Annotated in this window: 13 protein-coding genes and 1 riboswitch; of the genes, 5 read left to right on the forward strand and 8 right to left on the reverse strand. The window is 67.8% G+C overall.

The genetic code is table 11. The annotated features are described in order from the left end of the window. Window positions 1-37: 37 nt before the first annotated feature. From K307_RS30305 to xdhA, 7 genes are all read right to left on the reverse strand, one after another. On the reverse strand, window positions 38-613 hold the full coding sequence (locus K307_RS30305) for a TMEM165/GDT1 family protein (RefSeq protein ID WP_042884619.1): 576 nt from the start codon (window positions 611-613) through the stop codon (window positions 38-40). A gap of 64 nt (window positions 614-677) precedes the next feature. Then, a riboswitch (yybP-ykoY riboswitch) is annotated at window positions 678-883 on the reverse strand. Between the two features lie 50 nt (window positions 884-933). Then, on the reverse strand, window positions 934-2,097 hold the full coding sequence (locus K307_RS30310) for a fatty acid desaturase (protein ID WP_042884620.1): 1,164 nt from the start codon (window positions 2,095-2,097) through the stop codon (window positions 934-936). Window positions 2,098-2,286: 189 nt separating this feature from the next. Further along, the gene (gene guaD / locus K307_RS30315; protein ID WP_042884622.1) at window positions 2,287-3,609 is read right to left on the reverse strand and encodes a guanine deaminase; all 1,323 of its coding nucleotides are present in this window, start codon (window positions 3,607-3,609) and stop codon (window positions 2,287-2,289) included. Between the two features lie 67 nt (window positions 3,610-3,676). Continuing rightward, window positions 3,677-4,732 carry an adenosine deaminase gene (locus K307_RS30320; protein ID WP_042884623.1) on the reverse strand — a complete coding sequence of 352 codons (1,056 nt, stop codon included), beginning with the start codon at window positions 4,730-4,732 and terminating at the stop codon, window positions 3,677-3,679. A 54-nt stretch (window positions 4,733-4,786) separates the two neighbouring features. Beyond that, a complete protein-coding gene (gene xdhC / locus K307_RS30325; protein WP_042884625.1) occupies window positions 4,787-5,776 on the reverse strand; it encodes a xanthine dehydrogenase accessory protein XdhC in 990 nt (329 codons plus the stop codon). A 144-nt stretch (window positions 5,777-5,920) separates the two neighbouring features. After that, window positions 5,921-8,311, reverse strand: a complete 2,391-nt coding sequence (gene xdhB, locus K307_RS30330; protein ID WP_042884626.1) for a xanthine dehydrogenase molybdopterin binding subunit — start codon at window positions 8,309-8,311, stop codon at window positions 5,921-5,923. Between the two features lie 25 nt (window positions 8,312-8,336). Further along, complete coding sequence (gene xdhA, locus K307_RS30335) at window positions 8,337-9,851, reverse strand: xanthine dehydrogenase small subunit (protein ID WP_042884627.1); 1,515 nt, start codon at window positions 9,849-9,851, stop codon at window positions 8,337-8,339. 232 nt (window positions 9,852-10,083) lie between these two features. On the opposite strand from xdhA, the gene K307_RS30340 reads away from it, so the two are divergent. After that, on the forward strand, window positions 10,084-11,031 hold the full coding sequence (locus K307_RS30340) for a LysR substrate-binding domain-containing protein (RefSeq protein ID WP_042884629.1): 948 nt from the start codon (window positions 10,084-10,086) through the stop codon (window positions 11,029-11,031). Between the two features lie 19 nt (window positions 11,032-11,050). On the opposite strand, the gene K307_RS30345 is transcribed toward K307_RS30340, so the two are convergent. Then, on the reverse strand, window positions 11,051-11,896 hold the full coding sequence (locus K307_RS30345; RefSeq protein ID WP_042884630.1) for an extracellular solute-binding protein: 846 nt from the start codon (window positions 11,894-11,896) through the stop codon (window positions 11,051-11,053). A gap of 144 nt (window positions 11,897-12,040) precedes the next feature. Here K307_RS30345 and K307_RS30350 point away from each other — a divergent pair, with 144 nt between their 5' ends. The 4 genes from K307_RS30350 (at window position 12,041) to K307_RS30365 (ending at window position 16,986) form a co-directional block, all read left to right on the forward strand. After that, window positions 12,041-13,138: a substrate-binding domain-containing protein gene (locus K307_RS30350; RefSeq protein ID WP_042884631.1), complete on the forward strand. Its 1,098-nt coding sequence runs from the start codon at window positions 12,041-12,043 to the stop codon at window positions 13,136-13,138. 87 nt (window positions 13,139-13,225) lie between these two features. Next, complete coding sequence (locus K307_RS30355; RefSeq protein ID WP_042884632.1) at window positions 13,226-13,837, forward strand: DUF4126 domain-containing protein; 612 nt, start codon at window positions 13,226-13,228, stop codon at window positions 13,835-13,837. Between the two features lie 76 nt (window positions 13,838-13,913). Further along, window positions 13,914-16,532: an ABC transporter permease gene (locus tag K307_RS30360; protein WP_042884633.1), complete on the forward strand. Its 2,619-nt coding sequence runs from the start codon at window positions 13,914-13,916 to the stop codon at window positions 16,530-16,532. A 46-nt stretch (window positions 16,533-16,578) separates the two neighbouring features. Further along, on the forward strand, window positions 16,579-16,986 hold the full coding sequence (locus tag K307_RS30365; protein WP_042884634.1) for a group II truncated hemoglobin: 408 nt from the start codon (window positions 16,579-16,581) through the stop codon (window positions 16,984-16,986). Window positions 16,987-16,999: the final 13 nt, after the last annotated feature.

Genomic DNA, 16,999 nt, shown 5'->3' on the forward strand with positions numbered 1-16,999 from the left:
GTCAAGGCGCGCATCGCGCGCGCAGTGGCCGCGGGATTCAGCCGCCGATATTCAGCAACGCCAGCACGCCCAGCGCCAGGAAGATCGCGGCAGCAATCTTGTGCACTAGCGCGATTGGCATCTTGTTGGCGAATTTGTCACCCAGCAGCACCGCCGGCGCATTGGCGATCATCATGCCGAAGGTCGTGCCCGCCACCACCGGAATCACCGCCTCGCTGAAGCGCGCGGCCAGTGCCACGGTGGCGATCTGCGTCTTGTCGCCCATCTCGGCGAAGAAGAAGGCGACGATGGTCGTGCCAAGGATGCCGATGGCACCCTTGACCGGCTTGGCCTGTTCGGCGTCGTCGAGCTTGTCGGGGATCAGCATCCACGCCGCCATCGCGATAAAGCCCAGGCCCAGGATCCAGCGCAGCAGGTTTTCGCCCAGCACCTGCGTGATCCAGCCGCCAAGCGCGCCGGCAAAGCCGTGGTTGACCAGCGTGGCGATCAGGATGCCGAGGATGATGGGGACGGGCTTGCGATAGCGCGCGGCCAGCACCAGCGACAGCAATTGCGTCTTGTCGCCCATTTCAGCAAGGGCGACGATGCCTGTGGAGACGAGGAAGGCTTCCATGTTGTTTTGTGGGAGAACCGGGCCGCAATGCATCGCGAGATGCCAATGACGCACACCTTTCCCGGCCCGGCCAGAAAGGTATGGTCATCGGTCTCGCCAGGCATGGACGCTGCCGGGCCGATTACAACAAGGCCGGGCGGGTCCGGAGCTGCGCACGCCATAACCGCAAGCGGTCAAGTCTGTTGACGTACGCCCCTGTCTCCCGGAGTCCGCATTGCGCGGCGCGGTGAGAGCAGGGCGGCTACTCCCCAATGGAAGCCACGATTATAGCGGCAACGGCGGTGGTCGTCCACCGCCGCCAGGATGGCGGGTGTCGGCGTTCAGGCCGGCACGGGCGCGTTGTCGCTGGTCTGGCGGCCGCGGAAATCGGTCCAGCACAGCGCCTTGAAGTCATACAGCTTGCAGCGGCGTGCAGTGTCGAAGTACCAGCGCCAGGAGAAGTTCTCGATGATGATGCGGCCCGGCAGCGCGTGTTCCAGCAGCGCCTGGGCGCGCTTGAGTCGGTATAGCGGCACGCTCATGTCAACGTGGTGGGCGGTGTGTTCCATGATGTGGTGCAAGGCGGCGCCGATGCCGTGGCGAAAGCGCAGGTGCACGGTGGTCGAGACGAACGGCTGCGCCTTGGCCCACATCGCCTTGGTGTCGTACCACGCCACGCTGGTGTGGGTGTGGTGCACGTAGAGCACGAAGCCGACAGTGATGTTCCATACGAGGAACGGCAGCACGAAACCGGCGCCGACCAGCATCCACACCGACTGGCTGGTGGCGAACGCCAGCCCGACCAGCGCGCCGATCCACGCCAGCCCGAAGGCCGCCACCAGCACGCAGTCGCCCAGGAAGATCGGGCGGCGCGTGGCCATCTGGCGCTTGCTCGGGAAGAACAGCTTGCACCACCAGATCTCGACCAGGTAGTACAGGCCCGGGCCGAAGCCGGTGCGGTAGATGCGCTCCATCACGCGGCGCCAGCGCGGGAGCGCCTTGAATTCTTCCAGCGAGTATGGGGCCCAGACGAAGTCGAATCCCTTCAGGTTGGTGTAGCCGTGGTGCACCACGTTATGGCCGACCTCCCACAGGCTGTACGGCGTCAGCGAGGGCAGGAAGGTCAGCCGGCCCAGCCATTTGTTCAGGCCGCGGCGCGGCGTCAGGCTCTGGTGGCAGGCATCGTGGCCGATGATAAACAGGCGCGCGATCACCAGGCCCGCCAGCACGCCCAGCGCGAGCTTGGCGGCCCAGTGCTGGGCCAGCACCACGCCGGCCAGCACGGCGGCGAACAGCAGGTAGTCGAAGGCGAACAGCGCCAGCGCGCGCGGCGTGCTGCGCTGGCCCAGCGGAATCAGCCAGCCGCGGATGATCTTGCGCGAGGGCAGCGGTGCGTCCGGCGCGATCGGCTCCGGGAGGGGCGCGCTGTGGGGCGCGCAGTGTGGCGTATCGTTGGGCGCGGCATGGGGGGCATGGGCGCGATGCGCGGATTGGAAAGCGGTCATGCAGAACCTTCTGTTTGCGATCGAATTGGTTTCGGCGCGGCCAGGTGCAAATGAGCCGCGGCGGAATCTCAAAGGTTAGAAGGCTTTGCCCGGAACGATCTTGACGGGCGTCAAGCCGGAGGAACGCGGGAAGCGGTAAAAGCACACCCGCCGCGAGGCGGCGGGCGGATGGGGACGGAAAGTGGCGGATCAGGCGGCCGGAACAGCGGTGGCCTCACCCATCACATAGACGCTGTCGATCACGCGGTCGTCGCCCAGCATGGCAAAGGCGAACAGCTCCTCTTCCAGCGTTTCCGACCGGTTGTTGCGGCGGGCGATCAGCGGCGTGGCCTTGGGGTCCAGCACGATGAAGTCGGCCTCGCAGCCTTCGCTGAAGCTGCCGACACGGTCGGTCCAGCCGAGTGCTTCGGCGGCGGCGCGCGTGGCCAGGTAGAACATGCGCAGCGCGGTCAGGTAGTAGCCGCCCATGCGCGCCACCTTGTGCGCCGCGTTCATGGTGCGGAACATCGAGAACGAGGTGCCGCCGCCCACGTCGGTGGCCAGCGTCACGTTCAGGCGGTTGGCGTCGGACTGGTGGAAATCGTAGAAGCCGCTGCCGAGGAACAGGTTGGAGGTGGGGCAGTGCGCCACCGCGGCGCCGCTGTCGGCCAGGCGGCGGCGGTCGTCCTGGTCCAGGTAGATGGCGTGGCCGTACATCGCGCCCGGGCGCAGCAGGCCGTAGCGGTCGTAGACGTCGAGGTAGCTGCGCGCATCCGGGAACAGCTCGGCGACCCATCTGACCTCGTCGCGGTTCTCGGCGACGTGGGTCTGGATAAAGGCGTCGGGGTAGGCGCGTGCCAGCTCGCCGCAGGCGGCGAGTTGCGCTTCGGTCGAGGTCGGCGCGAAGCGCGGGGTGATGGCGTAGCCCAGGCGCCCCTTGTTATGCCAGCGCGACATCAGGTCGGCGGAATCCTGCGCACCGCTCTCGGCGGTGTCGCGCAGGAACTCGGGGCAGTTGCGGTCCATCATCACCTTGCCGGTGACCATGCGCAGGTTGCGCGCCTCGCTTTCGGCAAAAAGCGCCTCGGCAGAGGCCTTGTGCACGGTGCTCCAGACCACCGCGCTGGTGGTGCCGTTGCGCAGCAGTTCTTCGGTGAAGAAGCCGGCCACGCCGCGCGCGTAGTCGGGATCGGCAAAGCGGCGCTCTTCGGGGAAGGTGTAGGTGTCGAGCCAGTGCAGCAGGCCCGGCGACGGCGACGCGATCATGTCGGTCTGCGGGTAGTGCACGTGGGTGTCGATAAAGCCCGGCACGATCAGCTTGCCGCGATGGTCGACGATCTCGGCGTCGGCCGGGATGCGCGCGGCCAGCTCGGTGTAGTCGCCGGCGGCGGCGATGCGCCCGGCCGTGACGATCAGCACCCCGTCGTCCCAATACTGATACGCGTCCTCATGGAACTGCGGGTCGCGCAGGAAATGCAGCACGCGGCCGCGGATGGCGCGGGTCAGGGAGGGGGTCTTGGGGGTGGTCGTCATGGTTTGTCTCTTCTGGCCGGCCTGCGCGCAACGCGCTGCAGGCCGGGCTATTGGCATGCGCCGGCGCTCAGGCCGCGGGGGCCGTTGCGGGCGGGGAGTTGGGCGGGCTCGACCAGAAGTGGTCGACTTCCGCCAGGTACTCGGCCTTCTGCATGGCTGGCAGGAAGGCCGCTTCAAAGCTGTTGCGCGCGAGCTTGTGGGCATCGGCCGCGTCCAGCGGCAGTGCATCGAAGGTGGCTTCCCAGTTGGCGTTCATGTAGCCACCGAAATAAGCCGGGTCGTCGGAATGCAGCGTGATCATCACGCCGGCATCGAGCATGCGCTTGAGCGGGTGGTCGCGCAGGTCGGGATAGACCTTGAGCTTGACGTTGGACAGGGGGCACACCGTCAGCGCCACGCGCTCGCGCGCCAGGCGCTCGACCAGCGCGGGATCGTCGATGGCATGCACGCCGTGGTCGATGCGCTGTACCTTGAGGATGTCGAGCGCGTCGGTGACGTACTGCGCCGGGCCTTCCTCGCCCGCGTGGGCCACCAGGTTCAGGCCCAGCTCGCGCGCTCTTGCGAACACGCGCGCAAATTTTTCGGGCGGGTTGCCCTGCTCGGACGAATCCAGGCCGACGCCGACAAAGCGGTCGCGGTAGGGCAGCGCGGCGTCCAGCGTGGCAAAGGCGTCTTCCTCCGACAGATGGCGCAGGAAGCACAGGATCAGGCTGCTGGAGAAGTCATACTCGGTGCGCGCCTGCGCCAAGGCATCGGCGATGCCGTCGATCACCACGCCGATCGGCACGCCGCGCGCAGTATGGGTCTGCGGATCGAAGAAGATCTCGGCATGGCGGACGTTGTCGGCGACGGCGCGCTTGACGTAGTCCATGGTCATGTCGAAGAAATCTTCCTCGGTCAGCAGCACGCTGGCGCCGGCGTAGTAGATATCCAGGAACGACTGCAGGTCGGTGAAGGCGTAGGCGGCGCGCAGTGCCTCGACGCTCGGGTAGGGCAGCGCGACCTGGTTGCGCTGGGCCAGCCGGAAGATCAGTTCCGGCTCGAGCGTGCCTTCGATATGCACATGCAGTTCGGCCTTGGGAGTGCGGCGGATCTTGTCCGCGAGTGCGGCATCGATGGTCATGGGGGCCTCGTTTCTGGGCTTTTCTGTACCTGCCGGCAGGCCGGCGGCACGGGTTCAGGGATGCACCGCCTCCGGGCGGCCCGCCCGCAGCGCGGCAAGGCGCTGTTCGCGGACCTGGAGCAGCTGGGCGACGATGGCTACCGCAATCATAGCCGGAGCCTTGTCGGTGATCCCCGGAACCCCCATGGGGCATGTCATTTCCGCAAACCGGGCCGGGTCGATGCCGTGCTCGGCCATGCGGTGTTCAAAGCGCGCGCGCTTGGTCTTGGAACCGATCAGCCCGAAGTAGGCGAAATCGGTGCGCTTCAGGATTTCTTCGCACAGGGTCTGGTCGAGCGCATGGCTGTGCGTCATGACCAGGAAGTAGCTGCCGGCGGGTGCCTGCGCGACCACGGCCTCGGGCGTGTCGCTGGCCTCGGCCTCGACGTTGTCGGGCAGGCCTCCGGGGAACAGCGTGTCGCGCTCGTCGACCCAGTGCACGCGGCACGGCAGCGTGGCCAGCACCTTGACCAGCGCATGGCCGACATGGCCGGCGCCGAACAGCACCACGTGCATGGTGTCGGGCACCAGCGTGTCGGTCCAGCTGCCGTCGGCGTGCAGCACGACGCCGGGGATGACGGCGTGGCTGTCGCCACAGGTGACCGCGCCGCTGGCCGGCACCTGCCGCTGTAGCGCCTTGCCGGCGTCGAAATGGCGTTCGACCGCATCGAGCCAGCCCAGGTCGGCTTCGTCCAGCACCTCGAACGCCAGCTGCACCACGCCGCCGCAGCACTGGCCCAGTGCTGGCCCGAGGGGGATGCGCTCGATCCGCCGTGCTTCACCACGCACCAGCATCTCGCGCGCGATATCCATGCCGCGCCACTCCAGGTGGCCGCCGCCGATGGTGCCGACCAAATCGTCGGCGCTGACCAGCATGCGGATGCCCGGCTCGCGCGGCGCGGAGCCCTTGACCTCGACGATGGTGACCATCGCCACCGGCACGCCGGCGCGCACCATGCGGGCGGCGTCGGCGAAGCGGAAGGGTTTGAGCGGTGCGTCCTGCATGTCGGGGGCCTTGTGGAGATGCTTGGTATTGCTTGTGTGTCAGAGGTGGCGCGCGCCTGCTTCTTCCACCGGCCCCTCGCCTGTCAACGCAGTCGAGGGGGGAAAGTCCGGGGCGCCCGCAGGCACGCGCTTCCTTGCCATCGGTCAGGCCGTCGCTTCGGTCGCGGATTCGGCGGCTGATTCGGTTGCCTGCGCCGCGGTCTCGCGCACGGCGTCCACCGCGTCAAGGATCGCCTCGCTGGTGGCCGGCGCCTTCAGCGGCGGATTGATGCGGTAGTCGCCCACCGCGGCAATCGCGTCGCGGATCGCGAAGAACACCGAGAACGGCAGCAGCAGCGGCGGCTCGCCCACCGCCTTGGAGCGGTAAATGCTGTCTTCGACGTTCTGGTTCTGGTACAGGCGTACGTTGAATTCCTCGGGGCAGTCGTTGACCGTCGGGATCTTGTACGTGGATGGCGCGTGCGTCATCAGCTTGCCGTCCTTGTTCCACCACAGTTCCTCGGTGGTCAGCCAGCCCATGCCCTGGATAAACGCGCCTTCCACCTGCCCGATGTCGATCGCCGGGTTCAGCGAGCGGCCCGCGTCGTGCAGCGCGTCGGCGCGCAGCAGCTTCCATTCGCCGGTCAGCGTGTCCACCAGCACCTCGGAGCAGGCGGCGCCGTAGGCGTAGTAGTAGAACGGGCGGCCGTGCAGCTTGCTCTGGTCCCAGTGCAGCTTGGGCGTGGTGTAGAAGCCGTCGGACCAAAGCTGCACGCGCGACACATAGGCCTCGCGCGCCAGGTCGCCGAACGACAGGCGCAGCTCGCCCGCGCTGACGAGGTCATCGTTGAAGCTGACTTCAGACGGTTCCACGCCGGCTTTGCGCGCGGCAAAGGCCGCCAGGCGCTCGCGGATCTGGCGCGCGGCGTCCTGCGCGGCCTTGCCGTTCAGGTCGGCGCCGGTCGATGCGGCAGTGGCCGAGGTGTTGGCCACCTTGCTGGTATCGGTCGCGGTCACGCGCACGCGCTCCATGCGGATGCCGAGCTCGTGTGCCACCACCATCGCCACCTTGGTATTCAGGCCCTGGCCCATCTCGGTGCCGCCGTGGTTCACCAGCACCGAGCCGTCGTTGTAGACGTGCACCAGCGCGCCGGCCTGGTTGAAGTGCGCCACGTTGAACGAGATGCCGAACTTCACCGGGGTGATGGCGATGCCCTTCTTCAGGATCGGGCTCTGCGCATTGAACGCGCGCGTGGCCTCGCGGCGGGCGCGGTATTCGCTGGTCGCCACCAGTTCGTCGATCAGTTCGTGGATGACGTTGTCTTCCACAGTCTGGCCATAAGGCGTGACGTTGTTCTCGGTCTTGCCGTAGAAGTTGGCGCGGCGCACGTCGAGCGAATCCTTGCCGACGTTGCGGGCCACGTTGTCCAGGATGTACTCGATCGCGAACGCACCCTGTGGGCCGCCGAAACCGCGGAAGGCGGTGTTGCTCTGCGTATTGGTCTTGCCGCAGTAGCCGTCGATCTGCACGTTCGGCAGCCAGTAGGCGTTGTCGAAGTGGCAGATGGCGCGGGTCATCACCGGACCCGACAGGTCGGCGGAGAAACCGGCGCGCGACACCATCTCGACCTTGACGCCCTCGATGCGGCCTTCGTCGTCGTGGCCGACTTCATAGTCGAACACGAAGTCATGGCGCTTGCCTGTGATCATCATGTCGTCGTCGCGGTCCGGACGCAGCTTGACCGGGCACATCAGCTTCCAGGCAGCGAGCGCGGCGCAGCAGGCAAACAGTGCCGACTGCGATTCCTTGCCGCCGAAGCCGCCGCCCATGCGGCGGCACTCGACCAGCACCTGGTGCGCATGCCAGCCCAGCATGTGCGAGACCGCGTGCTGCATTTCGGTCGGGTGCTGGGTCGAGCACCACACATGCATGCCGTCGTTCTCGCGCGGCGCGGCATAGGAGATCTGGCCTTCCAGGTAGAACTGCTCCTGGCCGCCCAGGCGGATCTTGCCGCTGTCCTGGTGGGCGGCGCCGGCGATATGCGCGACGGCTTCGCCACGCTTCAGGTGCATCGGCGGCAGCACATAGCTGCCGGCCTGATGCGCGGCCTCCGGCGACAGCACCGGCGGCAGGTCCTCATATTCGATCACGCCCAGTCGCGCGGCGCAGCGGGCGGCATCATGCGAGCTCGCCACCACGATAAAGACCGGCTGGCCGATAAACTGCACCACGTCGCGCGCCAGGATCGGGTCATCGTGGATCATCGGGCCGCAGTCGTTGCTGCCGGGGATGTCGTCCACCGTCAGCACGGCCACCACGCCGGGCGCGGCGCGCACCTTGTCGAGGGAGATCGACTTGATGCGGGCGTGCGCGCGGGTGCTCATGCCGAGCGCGGCGTGTAGCGTGCCGGCCAGCTCGGGGATGTCATCCGTGTAGGTGGCGGTGCCGGCCACGTGCAGGTGGGCGGATTCATGCGGACGCGAGATGCCGACCTGCGGAACCGGTTCGGCGGCGACGCTGGCGTCGAGCAGGAAGGGTTCGGTTTGCTTGTTCATGCCGATGCTTTCCTTTTTCTCTGGCTCAGGCCGTGACGATGGCAATAGGGGTCGTCGCAGACCCGGCGCCCGGGGCGCGGACGTTGACGGCTGCCGCGGGCAGCGCTTCGTTGCTGGTTTCCAGCCAGAAGCGGTACAGCAGGTTGGCGGCACCGCGGCTGCGGTACGACGCGGTCGCGCGCATGTCTGTCAGCGGCGTGTAGTCCTGCGCCAGCGCGGCCATGCCGGCGCGGGCGGTGGCTTCGTTCCACGGCTGGCCGGTCAGGGCCGCTTCCGTGGCGGTGGCGCGCTTGGGCGTGGCGGCCATGCCGCCGAAGGCGATGCGCGCCGCTTTGACGATGCCGTCCTGCACGGTGATGCCGAATGCGGCGCACACGGCGGAAATATCCTCGTCAAAACGTTTGGACAGCTTGTAGGTGCGAAAGTGCTGCGGGCCCGCCACCGGCACGCGCAGCGCGGCGACGAATTCGCCCGGCTGCATCGCGGTCTTCTGGTAAGTTAGGTACAGGTCTTCCAGCGGCAGCGTGCGGCGCGTCTCGCCGTGCTGCAGCACCACTTCCGTGCCCAGCGCGATCAGCGCCGGCATCGAGTCGCCGATCGGCGAACCGTTGGCGATATTGCCACCCAGCGTGCCGGCATTGCGGATCGGCAGCGAGGCAAAGCGCTTCCACATTTCTTCCAGCTCGGGGTGGGCGGCGTTCAGCGCGGCATAGGCTTTCTCGAGCGTCACGGCGGCGCCGATCTCGATCATGCCGTCGCGCTCCTCGATCTGGTTCAGGTCCTCCACCTGGCCCACGTAGAGCAGGTTGCCCAGTTCGCGGAACTGCTTGGTCACCCACAGGCCGACGTCGGTGCTGCCGGCCAGGATGCGGATATCGGGCTGCGCCGCCTTGATCGTGCCGAACTCGGCCGCGGTGCGCGGCGCGAGGAATTCCTGGCCTTGCGCGCGGTAGCGGAAGGTCTCGCCGCGCTTCAGGTTGCGCAGCGTCTCGGCGATCTGTTTCGGGTCCAGCTTGTTGGCCGCGGGGGCGGGCAGCGCCATCATGCGCTCGCCGGCGTCGATGATCGGGCGGTAGCCGGTGCAGCGGCACAGGTTGCCGGTCAGCGCGTCGCAGATGGTCTGGCGCGAGGGGGCTTCGCCGCCGGGGGTGTGCTGCTGGTACAGCGCCCACAGCGACATCACGAAACCCGGAGTGCAAAAGCCGCACTGCGAGCCGTGGCATTCGACCAGGGCTTCCTGCACCGGGTGCAGTGTGCCGTCGGTCTGGCGCAGGTCTTCGACCGTGATCAGGGCCTTGCCGTCGAGCGTGGGCAGGAACTGGATGCAGGAGTTGACCGCCTTGAATTCGATGTCGCCGCCGTCCTGCAGCTCGCCGATCACGACGGTGCAGGCGCCGCAATCGCCTTCTGCGCAGCCTTCCTTGGTGCCGGTGCAGCGCGCGTCCTCACGCAGGTATTGCAGCACGGTGCGGGAAATGGGGGCGTCGGATACTTCCTTGACCTGGCCGCGGTGGAAAAAGCGGATGGTTTGCGTCTCCATGGTCTTCTCTCTTTTGGTGATGGCGGAAACATAGCACCCAGGCCTTTCATGCAATATTCGGCCCAGGTGATATGCGCCATCAGCAGGCACGCCGGTCGGTGTCCCGCCGCACGGAGCCGGCGGAGCCAGTTGGGTGCGGATTTGACCGATTGTGGGGTGCGTGTCATACACTATGCGCCGTTCCCATCCCCCACGCCACCCATCCGGCCCCCGCCGGAGGGCCGCTATCGCCATGCACGGACGCGACCATCTCGATACCTATTTGCTGCGGGTGCTGCACACCCTGCTGACCGAGCAGAGCGTCACCCGTACCGCCGTGCGCCTGGGCCAGTCACAGCCCGCCATCAGCAACACGCTGAAGCGGCTGCGCGAGATCACCGGCGACGCCATTTTGGTGCGGGGCAAAAACGGCATGGTGCCGACCGAGCGCGGCCGCGAACTGCTGGCGCTTGCCGAGCAGAGCCTGGCGGCGATGGAGCGCATCGCCCGTCCGCCGCAGCAGTTCGACCCGGCCACCACCACGCGCACCTTCCACCTGGGCGCGCCGGACTACCTGGACGCCTTCTTCCTGCCCAATATTGTCGAGCGCGTGCGCCGGCTGGCGCCCGGCGCCAAGCTGTTCGTGCACCCGATGACCTCGTCGTCGGACTTCCTGGAGGACCTGGAGCAGGGGCAGCTCGATATCGTGGTCGGCAACTGGCTGTCGCCACCCGAGCACCTGCATATCTCGCCGCTGTTCGACGACGAGGTGGTGTGCATGCTCGGCGCGCAGCACCCGCTCGCGCGCAAGGGACTGACGCTCAAGCACTACCTGGAGATGCCGCACCTGGCGCCGGCGCCCTATGCATCGATGCAGCGCAGCATGATCGACCAGGCGCTGGCCGAGCAGGGGTACAAGCGCAATATCCAGGTGACGCTGCCGTATTTCGGGCTGGTGCCGTATGTGCTGATGAAGACCGACATGGTCTTTACCACCGGGCGTCAGTTTGCGGCGCACTATGCGCAGTACCTGCCGATCCGGATGGTGCCGTCGCCGGTGTCGTTCCCGCGCATGCGCTTTTACCAGCTCTGGCACGAGCGCTGCCATGCAGCGCCGGATGTGATGTGGATGCGGCGGATGATTGCGGAGGTGGCGACGGACCTGCCACAGTTGCCGCGCTTGGAGACCGAGGCGGGCTGAGGCAGGTCTCGCTTAAGCGTTATTTCTGTACCGTCTGCGTCTTGTAGTCCGGGAAGAACAACTGCTCCCCCTCGACCTTGTAGCTGGCGATGGCCTCTTGCCCTTCCTTCGACGTCATCCACTCCACCAGCTTCATCGCGTCCGTGTAGTTGGTGCCCGGATGCTTGGCCGGATTCACCGCGATGATCCCGTACGGATTGAACATCTTCGGATCGCCTTCCACCGCGATCGCCAGGCCGGTTTTGGCGCGATAGGCGCCATAGGTGGCCCGGTCTGACAGGGTATAGGCCGGCATCTGCGCCGCCATGGTCAGCACCTCGCCCATGCCCAGTCCGGCGTTGACGTACCACGGCTGGCCCTTGGGCTCGATGCCCAGTTGCTTCCAGTACTCCTTCTCCATCACGTCGGTGCCGGAGTTGTCGCCGCGCGAGATGAACTTGCTGCCGCTGCCGGCGAGCTTGCGCAGGCCGGCCAGCACGTCCTTGCCGCCCTTGATGCCGGCGGGGTCGTTGGCCGGGCCCACCACGATGAAGTCGTTGTACATGACGTCGCGCCGGTTCACGCCATAGCCGGCGGCGACGAAGGCGTCTTCCATCTTGCGGGCGTGGACCAGCAGCACGTCGACGTCGCCCATCTCGCCCATTTTCATGGCCTTGCCCGAGCCGACCGCGATCACTTTCACGTTGACGCCGGACTTCTGCTCGAAGCGCGGCAGCAGGTACTTCAGCAGGCCGGAGTTCTCGGTGCTGGTGGTGGTGGCCAACTTCAGTTCCCCGGCATGGGCCGCGGACAGCAGCGCCAGGCAGGCAATGGCCGCGGCGCGGCGCAGGTGACGGGGCAGCCGTTGGGCGAGGCTGGGCGACATAGTCTGCTTCCTTTGTATTATGTTTTTGCCGACATAATTGCTATTCCCTGCGAGGATCGTAGAGAATGAGACAAACTACATAAGGGACGGGGTATTCATTGTCATGCAGTCAAAATCGAAAAGTAAATATGCAAGGCAGAACATATGACGTTCCGCTTTGACCTGTTCCCCGTGATCGCGCCGGACGACAATCCGCGCGCCAACGGCAAGGTGTTCCAGCTGCTGAAGGCCGTGCGCGAAACCGGCTCGCTACACCGCGCCGCGCGCGAGATCGGCCTGTCCTATCGCCACGCCTGGGGCGTGATGCGTGCCTGGGAGGAAATGTTCGGGCGCAGCATGCTGGACATGGAGCGCGGGCGTGGCGCCTCGCTGACGCGCTTTGGCGAGCGCCTACTGCGCGCCGAACTGCGCCTGCGCGAGTCGATCGAGCCGGCGGTGCAGAAGGCGATGGCGGAGTTCATCGCCGAGCTGGATGACGCCCAGCAGCCGCAGACGAGCGTGCATTTCACCGGCAGCCATGACCCGGCGGTGGAGGTGCTGGCCGGCGCGCTCGGCCAGGCCGGCACACCGCTGCAGCTCGATACCGTGTTCTGCGGCAGTGTCGAAGGGCTGATCTGCCTGCAGGAGCGGCAATCCGAGCTGGCCGGCTTCTACGTCTCGCCGGTGCAGACCGCGGGCTCGGTGGCGCACGTGACGCTGCGCAAGTGGCTGCGGCCGGCGTCGGTGCGGCTGCTGCGGCTGGCATGGCGCGAGCAGGGGCTGATCGTCGCCCCCGAAGTGGCGCGCGAGATCCGCGACCTGCGCGACCTGGCGCGCACCCAGGCACGCTTCGTCAACCGGCAGCGCAGTTCGGGCACGCGCATGCTGTTCGACCAGTTGCTGGCCGCGCAGGGGCTGTACCCGGACCAGATCGCCGGTTATGAAGGGACCGAATTCAGCAACGAGAAGGTGGCCGAGGCGGTGCACGGCGGGCGCGCGCAGGTCGGCTTCGGGCTGCGCATGAATGCCGAGGCGCACGGACTGGGCTTCGTGCCGCTGACGCGCGAGGCGTATTACCTGGCGCTGCGCAAGAACGACCAGACCGCCGGCTGGATGGCCCCACTGCTGGGGCTGCTTGCCGATCCCGCCTTCGCCCGGCGCATCGAAGCGCTGCCGGGCTACACCATGGCCGAGCCGGTGGGCATCATGACGCCGCAGGAGGCGCTGCCGTGGTTCGGGCCGGACGGCAAGGAAGAGAACTGAAGGCGCGCCGCCGCGCCGCCTGCCCGGTCCGTATTACACTCCATGCGAGGGCGCACTACGTTTGCGCCCGCCCTTGCAAGGAGCCCCATGCTGGAAACCGCCGCGCTGGCCGCGGGCCTGTCCTGGGCCAGTGGTTTTCGCCTCTACCTCGCCGTGTTCGCCGCCGGCGTGCTGGCGCGCCTGGGCTTGCTGGAGTTGCCGCCCGGGCTGCAGCCGCTGGAATCGTGGTGGGTCATCGGCGTGGCCGCGGTGCTGGCCCTGGCCGAATTCGTCGCCGACAAGGTGCCGGGCTTCGATTCGGTCTGGGACGGCATCCATACCTTCGTGCGCATTCCCGCCGGCGCCATCCTGGCGGCCGCGGCCTTCGGCCAGCTTGACCCGCAGTGGGTGGTGGCCGCGGGCCTGATCGGCGGCACGCTGGCCGGCACCGCGCATGCGGCCAAGGCCGGCACGCGTGCGCTGATCAACGTGTCGCCGGAACCGTTCTCCAATTGGGCGGCCTCATTCACTGAAGACCTGACCGCGGCCGGCAGCCTGCTGCTGGCATTCTTCCTGCCGGTGGTGTTCCTGGTCATGCTGGTGGTGTTCCTGGTGGTCGCGATCTGGCTGATTCCCAAGCTGTGGCGCGGCGTGCGCCGGCTGCATGCAAGCCTGCGCGGCAGGACCGAACGACCCGATACCTTGCCCGGCGGGCGCTGAATACCGCCATTACCGCCGGCTTTCCCTGATTGACCCGAGGCGAACCGCCGCCGGGATCCAAGAACCGAACAATCCGATGCCCCCCGAGTCCGCCATTGCCCCGACCACCCCCGCCAGTCCCGCTGTCGCCGGCACGCGCACTGCGCACGGCGGCCGTTTCTCCGCCTGGCGCCAGGCGCTGCGCATGGCGCGGCGCGACTGGCTGGCGGGGGAGCTCTACCTGCTGCTGTTCGCACTGGTGCTGGCGGTGGCGGCATTGACCAGCGTCGGCTTCATGGCCGATCGCATGCGCCTGGGGCTGGAGCGCGATGCGCGCCAGATGATCGCCTCCGATGTGCTGCTGGTGTCGGACCAGCCTTTCGATGCGGCCTTCGCCGAGCGCGCGCGCGCAGCAGGGCTGGCGGTCGCACAGACTGTCACGTTCCCGAGCATGGCCACCGCCAACGGCAAGGCGCCGGCCGGCGGCGACGCGCCCAGCCAGCTCGCCGCGCTCAAGGCCGTGACCGACGGCTATCCGCTGCGCGGCAGGCTCAAGGTGGCCAGCGCACCCGGCGCAACTGAGGGGCCCGCCGAGGGCATTCCCGTGCCCGGCACGGTGTGGGTCGACGAAGCGCTGCTGGGCGCGCTGGGCGTTGCCGTGGGCGATACGCTGCAGCTCGGCAGCCGCACCTTCCGCATCGACCGCGTCATCACGCAGGAACTGGACCGCGGCACCGGCTTCATGAACTTCGCGCCGCGCGTGCTGATGCCGTTGTCGGACCTGGAGGGCACCGGGCTGGTCGGCTGGGGCAGCCGCGTCACTTACCGCCTGCTGGTGGCCGGCCCCGACGCCGCGGGCGCCAGCTACCAGAAGTGGGCGCGGGACGAGATCGAGCGCCGCAAGCTGCGCAACACCCGGATCGAGTCGCTGGAATCGGGCCAGCCGCAGATGCGCGCGACGCTGGACCGGGCCGAGCGCTTCCTGTCGCTGGTGGCGGTGCTGTCGTCGATGATCGCGGCGGTGGCGATCGCCATGTCGGCGCGCCGCTATATGCAGCGCCACACCGATGCCTGCGCGGTCTACAAGTGCCTGGGGCTGACGCGCGGGCAGATCCTGCGCACGTTCGGGCTTGAGTTCCTGCTGGTGGGCGCGGCCGGCGCGCTGGCCGGCGTGCTGATCGGCTATCTGGCGCACTACGGGCTGCTGCTGTCGCTGGGCGGCCTGCTCAAGGTGTCCTTGCCGCAGCCGTCGCTGCTGCCGGCGCTGGTGGGCGTGCTGGCGGGGCTGGTGCTGCTGACGGGCTTTGCGCTGCCGCCGCTGCTGGCGCTGACGCGCGTGGCGCCGCTACGGGTGCTGCGGCGCGATATCGGGCTGCCGCCGGTGTCGGCATGGGTGGCCTATGCGCTGGGCCTGGGCGCCTTTGTTTCGCTGTTGCTGGTGGCCGCGCGCGACCTGCGGCTGGGACTGACCACGGCGGGCGGGTTTGTTGCCGCGGGGGTGGTGTTCGGGGTGCTGGCGCTGGCGCTGCTGACGCTGCTGTCGCGCCTGATGCGCGGGCGCCTGCGCGGCCGCACGGCGATGGGCTGGCGCTTCGCGCTGGCGGTGCTGGAGAGGCGCCGCGGGGTGACGGTGCTGCAGACCGTGGCACTGGCGGTGGGGCTGATGGCGCTGCTGCTGCTCGGCATGACCCGCAACGACCTGGTCGACTCGTGGCGCAGCGCCACGCCGGCCGATGCGCCCAACCGCTTCATCATCAATATCCAGCCCGACCAGCGCGAACCGCTGCGCAAGATGCTGGCGGGTGCGGGCATCAACGACCTGCTGTACCCGATGATACGCGGGCGCCTGACCCATATCGGCGAGCGCGCGATCCGCGGCGACAGCTTCGAGGACGGGCGCGCGCGCAACCTGGTGGAGCGCGAGTTCAACCTGTCCTATACCGATGCGCTGCCAGAAGGCAACCGCGTGATCGCGGGGCGCTGGTCCAACGGCTCGGATGGCGCGCAAGCGGGCGCGTCGGTGGAGGAGGGCATCGCCAAGACGCTGGGCATCCGGCTCGGCGACACGCTGCGCTTCGACGTGGCGGGCCAGCGCGTGCAGGCGCGCGTGACCTCGCTGCGCAAGCTGGACTGGGGCTCGATGCGGGTCAACTTCTTCGTGATCCTGCCGCCGCAGGCGATGCAGGGGCTGCCCGAGACCTATATCACCTCGTTCCACCTGCCGGCGGCCAGCGCGGCGCTGGGCAACCGGCTGATCGCGGCCTTTCCCAACATCACCGTGGTCAATACCGACATGATCCTGCGCCAGATCCAGGACATCCTGGACCAGGTGATCGCGGCGGTGGAGTTCCTGTTTATCTTCACGCTGGCTGCGGGCGTGACCGTGCTGTACGCGGCGCTGTCCGGCGCACGCGACGAGCGCATGCGCGACGCCGGCCTGCTCAAGGCGCTGGGCGCGTCGGCCGCGCTGGTGCGGCAGACGCAGTACGCCGAATTCCTGGTGGTGGGCGGGCTGGCCGGATTCCTGGCGAGCCTGGGCGCGATCGCGGTGGGCTGGGGGCTGTCGCAGTTCGTCTTTGACTTCCCGTACCGCTTCAATGCCTGGATCGTGCCGGTCGGCGTGGTTTCTGGCATGCTGTGCGCTTTTGCCGGCGGCTGGCTGGGCCTGCGCGAAGTGCTGCGCCAGCCCGCGCTGGCGACCTTGCGTGATGCCTGAAGCTCAACTTCACTGAGCCACTGCGGCCGCGCGGATCGAGTGTGTGATGAGTACTGAATCCAACGACAAGCCCGAGGTGACCGCCTTTGAACTGGTCGGCGGCGAAGCGCGCGTGCGCGAGCTGGTCGACCGTTTCTACGACCTGATGGACCTGGAACCCGAGTTCGCCGGGCTGCGCGCGCTGCATCCGCCCTCGCTCGAGGGCTCGCGCGACAAGCTGTTCTGGTTCCTGTGCGGCTGGCTGGGCGGCCCCAACCATTTCATCGAGCGCTTCGGCCATCCGCGCCTGCGCGCGCGCCATATGCCGTTCGAGATCGGCGTCAGCGAGCGCGACCAGTGGATGCGCTGCATGGCGCTGGCGATGCAGGACGTCGGCCTGACCGAGGAACTGCAGCTGCGCCTGATGCAGGCGTTCTTCCAGACCGCCGACTGGATGCGCAACGTGGCGCGCTGAGGCGCCTGCCGTT

The sequence above is a fragment of the Cupriavidus necator A5-1 genome, assembly GCF_000744095.1.
GTDB classification, from domain to species: domain Bacteria; phylum Pseudomonadota; class Gammaproteobacteria; order Burkholderiales; family Burkholderiaceae; genus Cupriavidus; species Cupriavidus necator_A.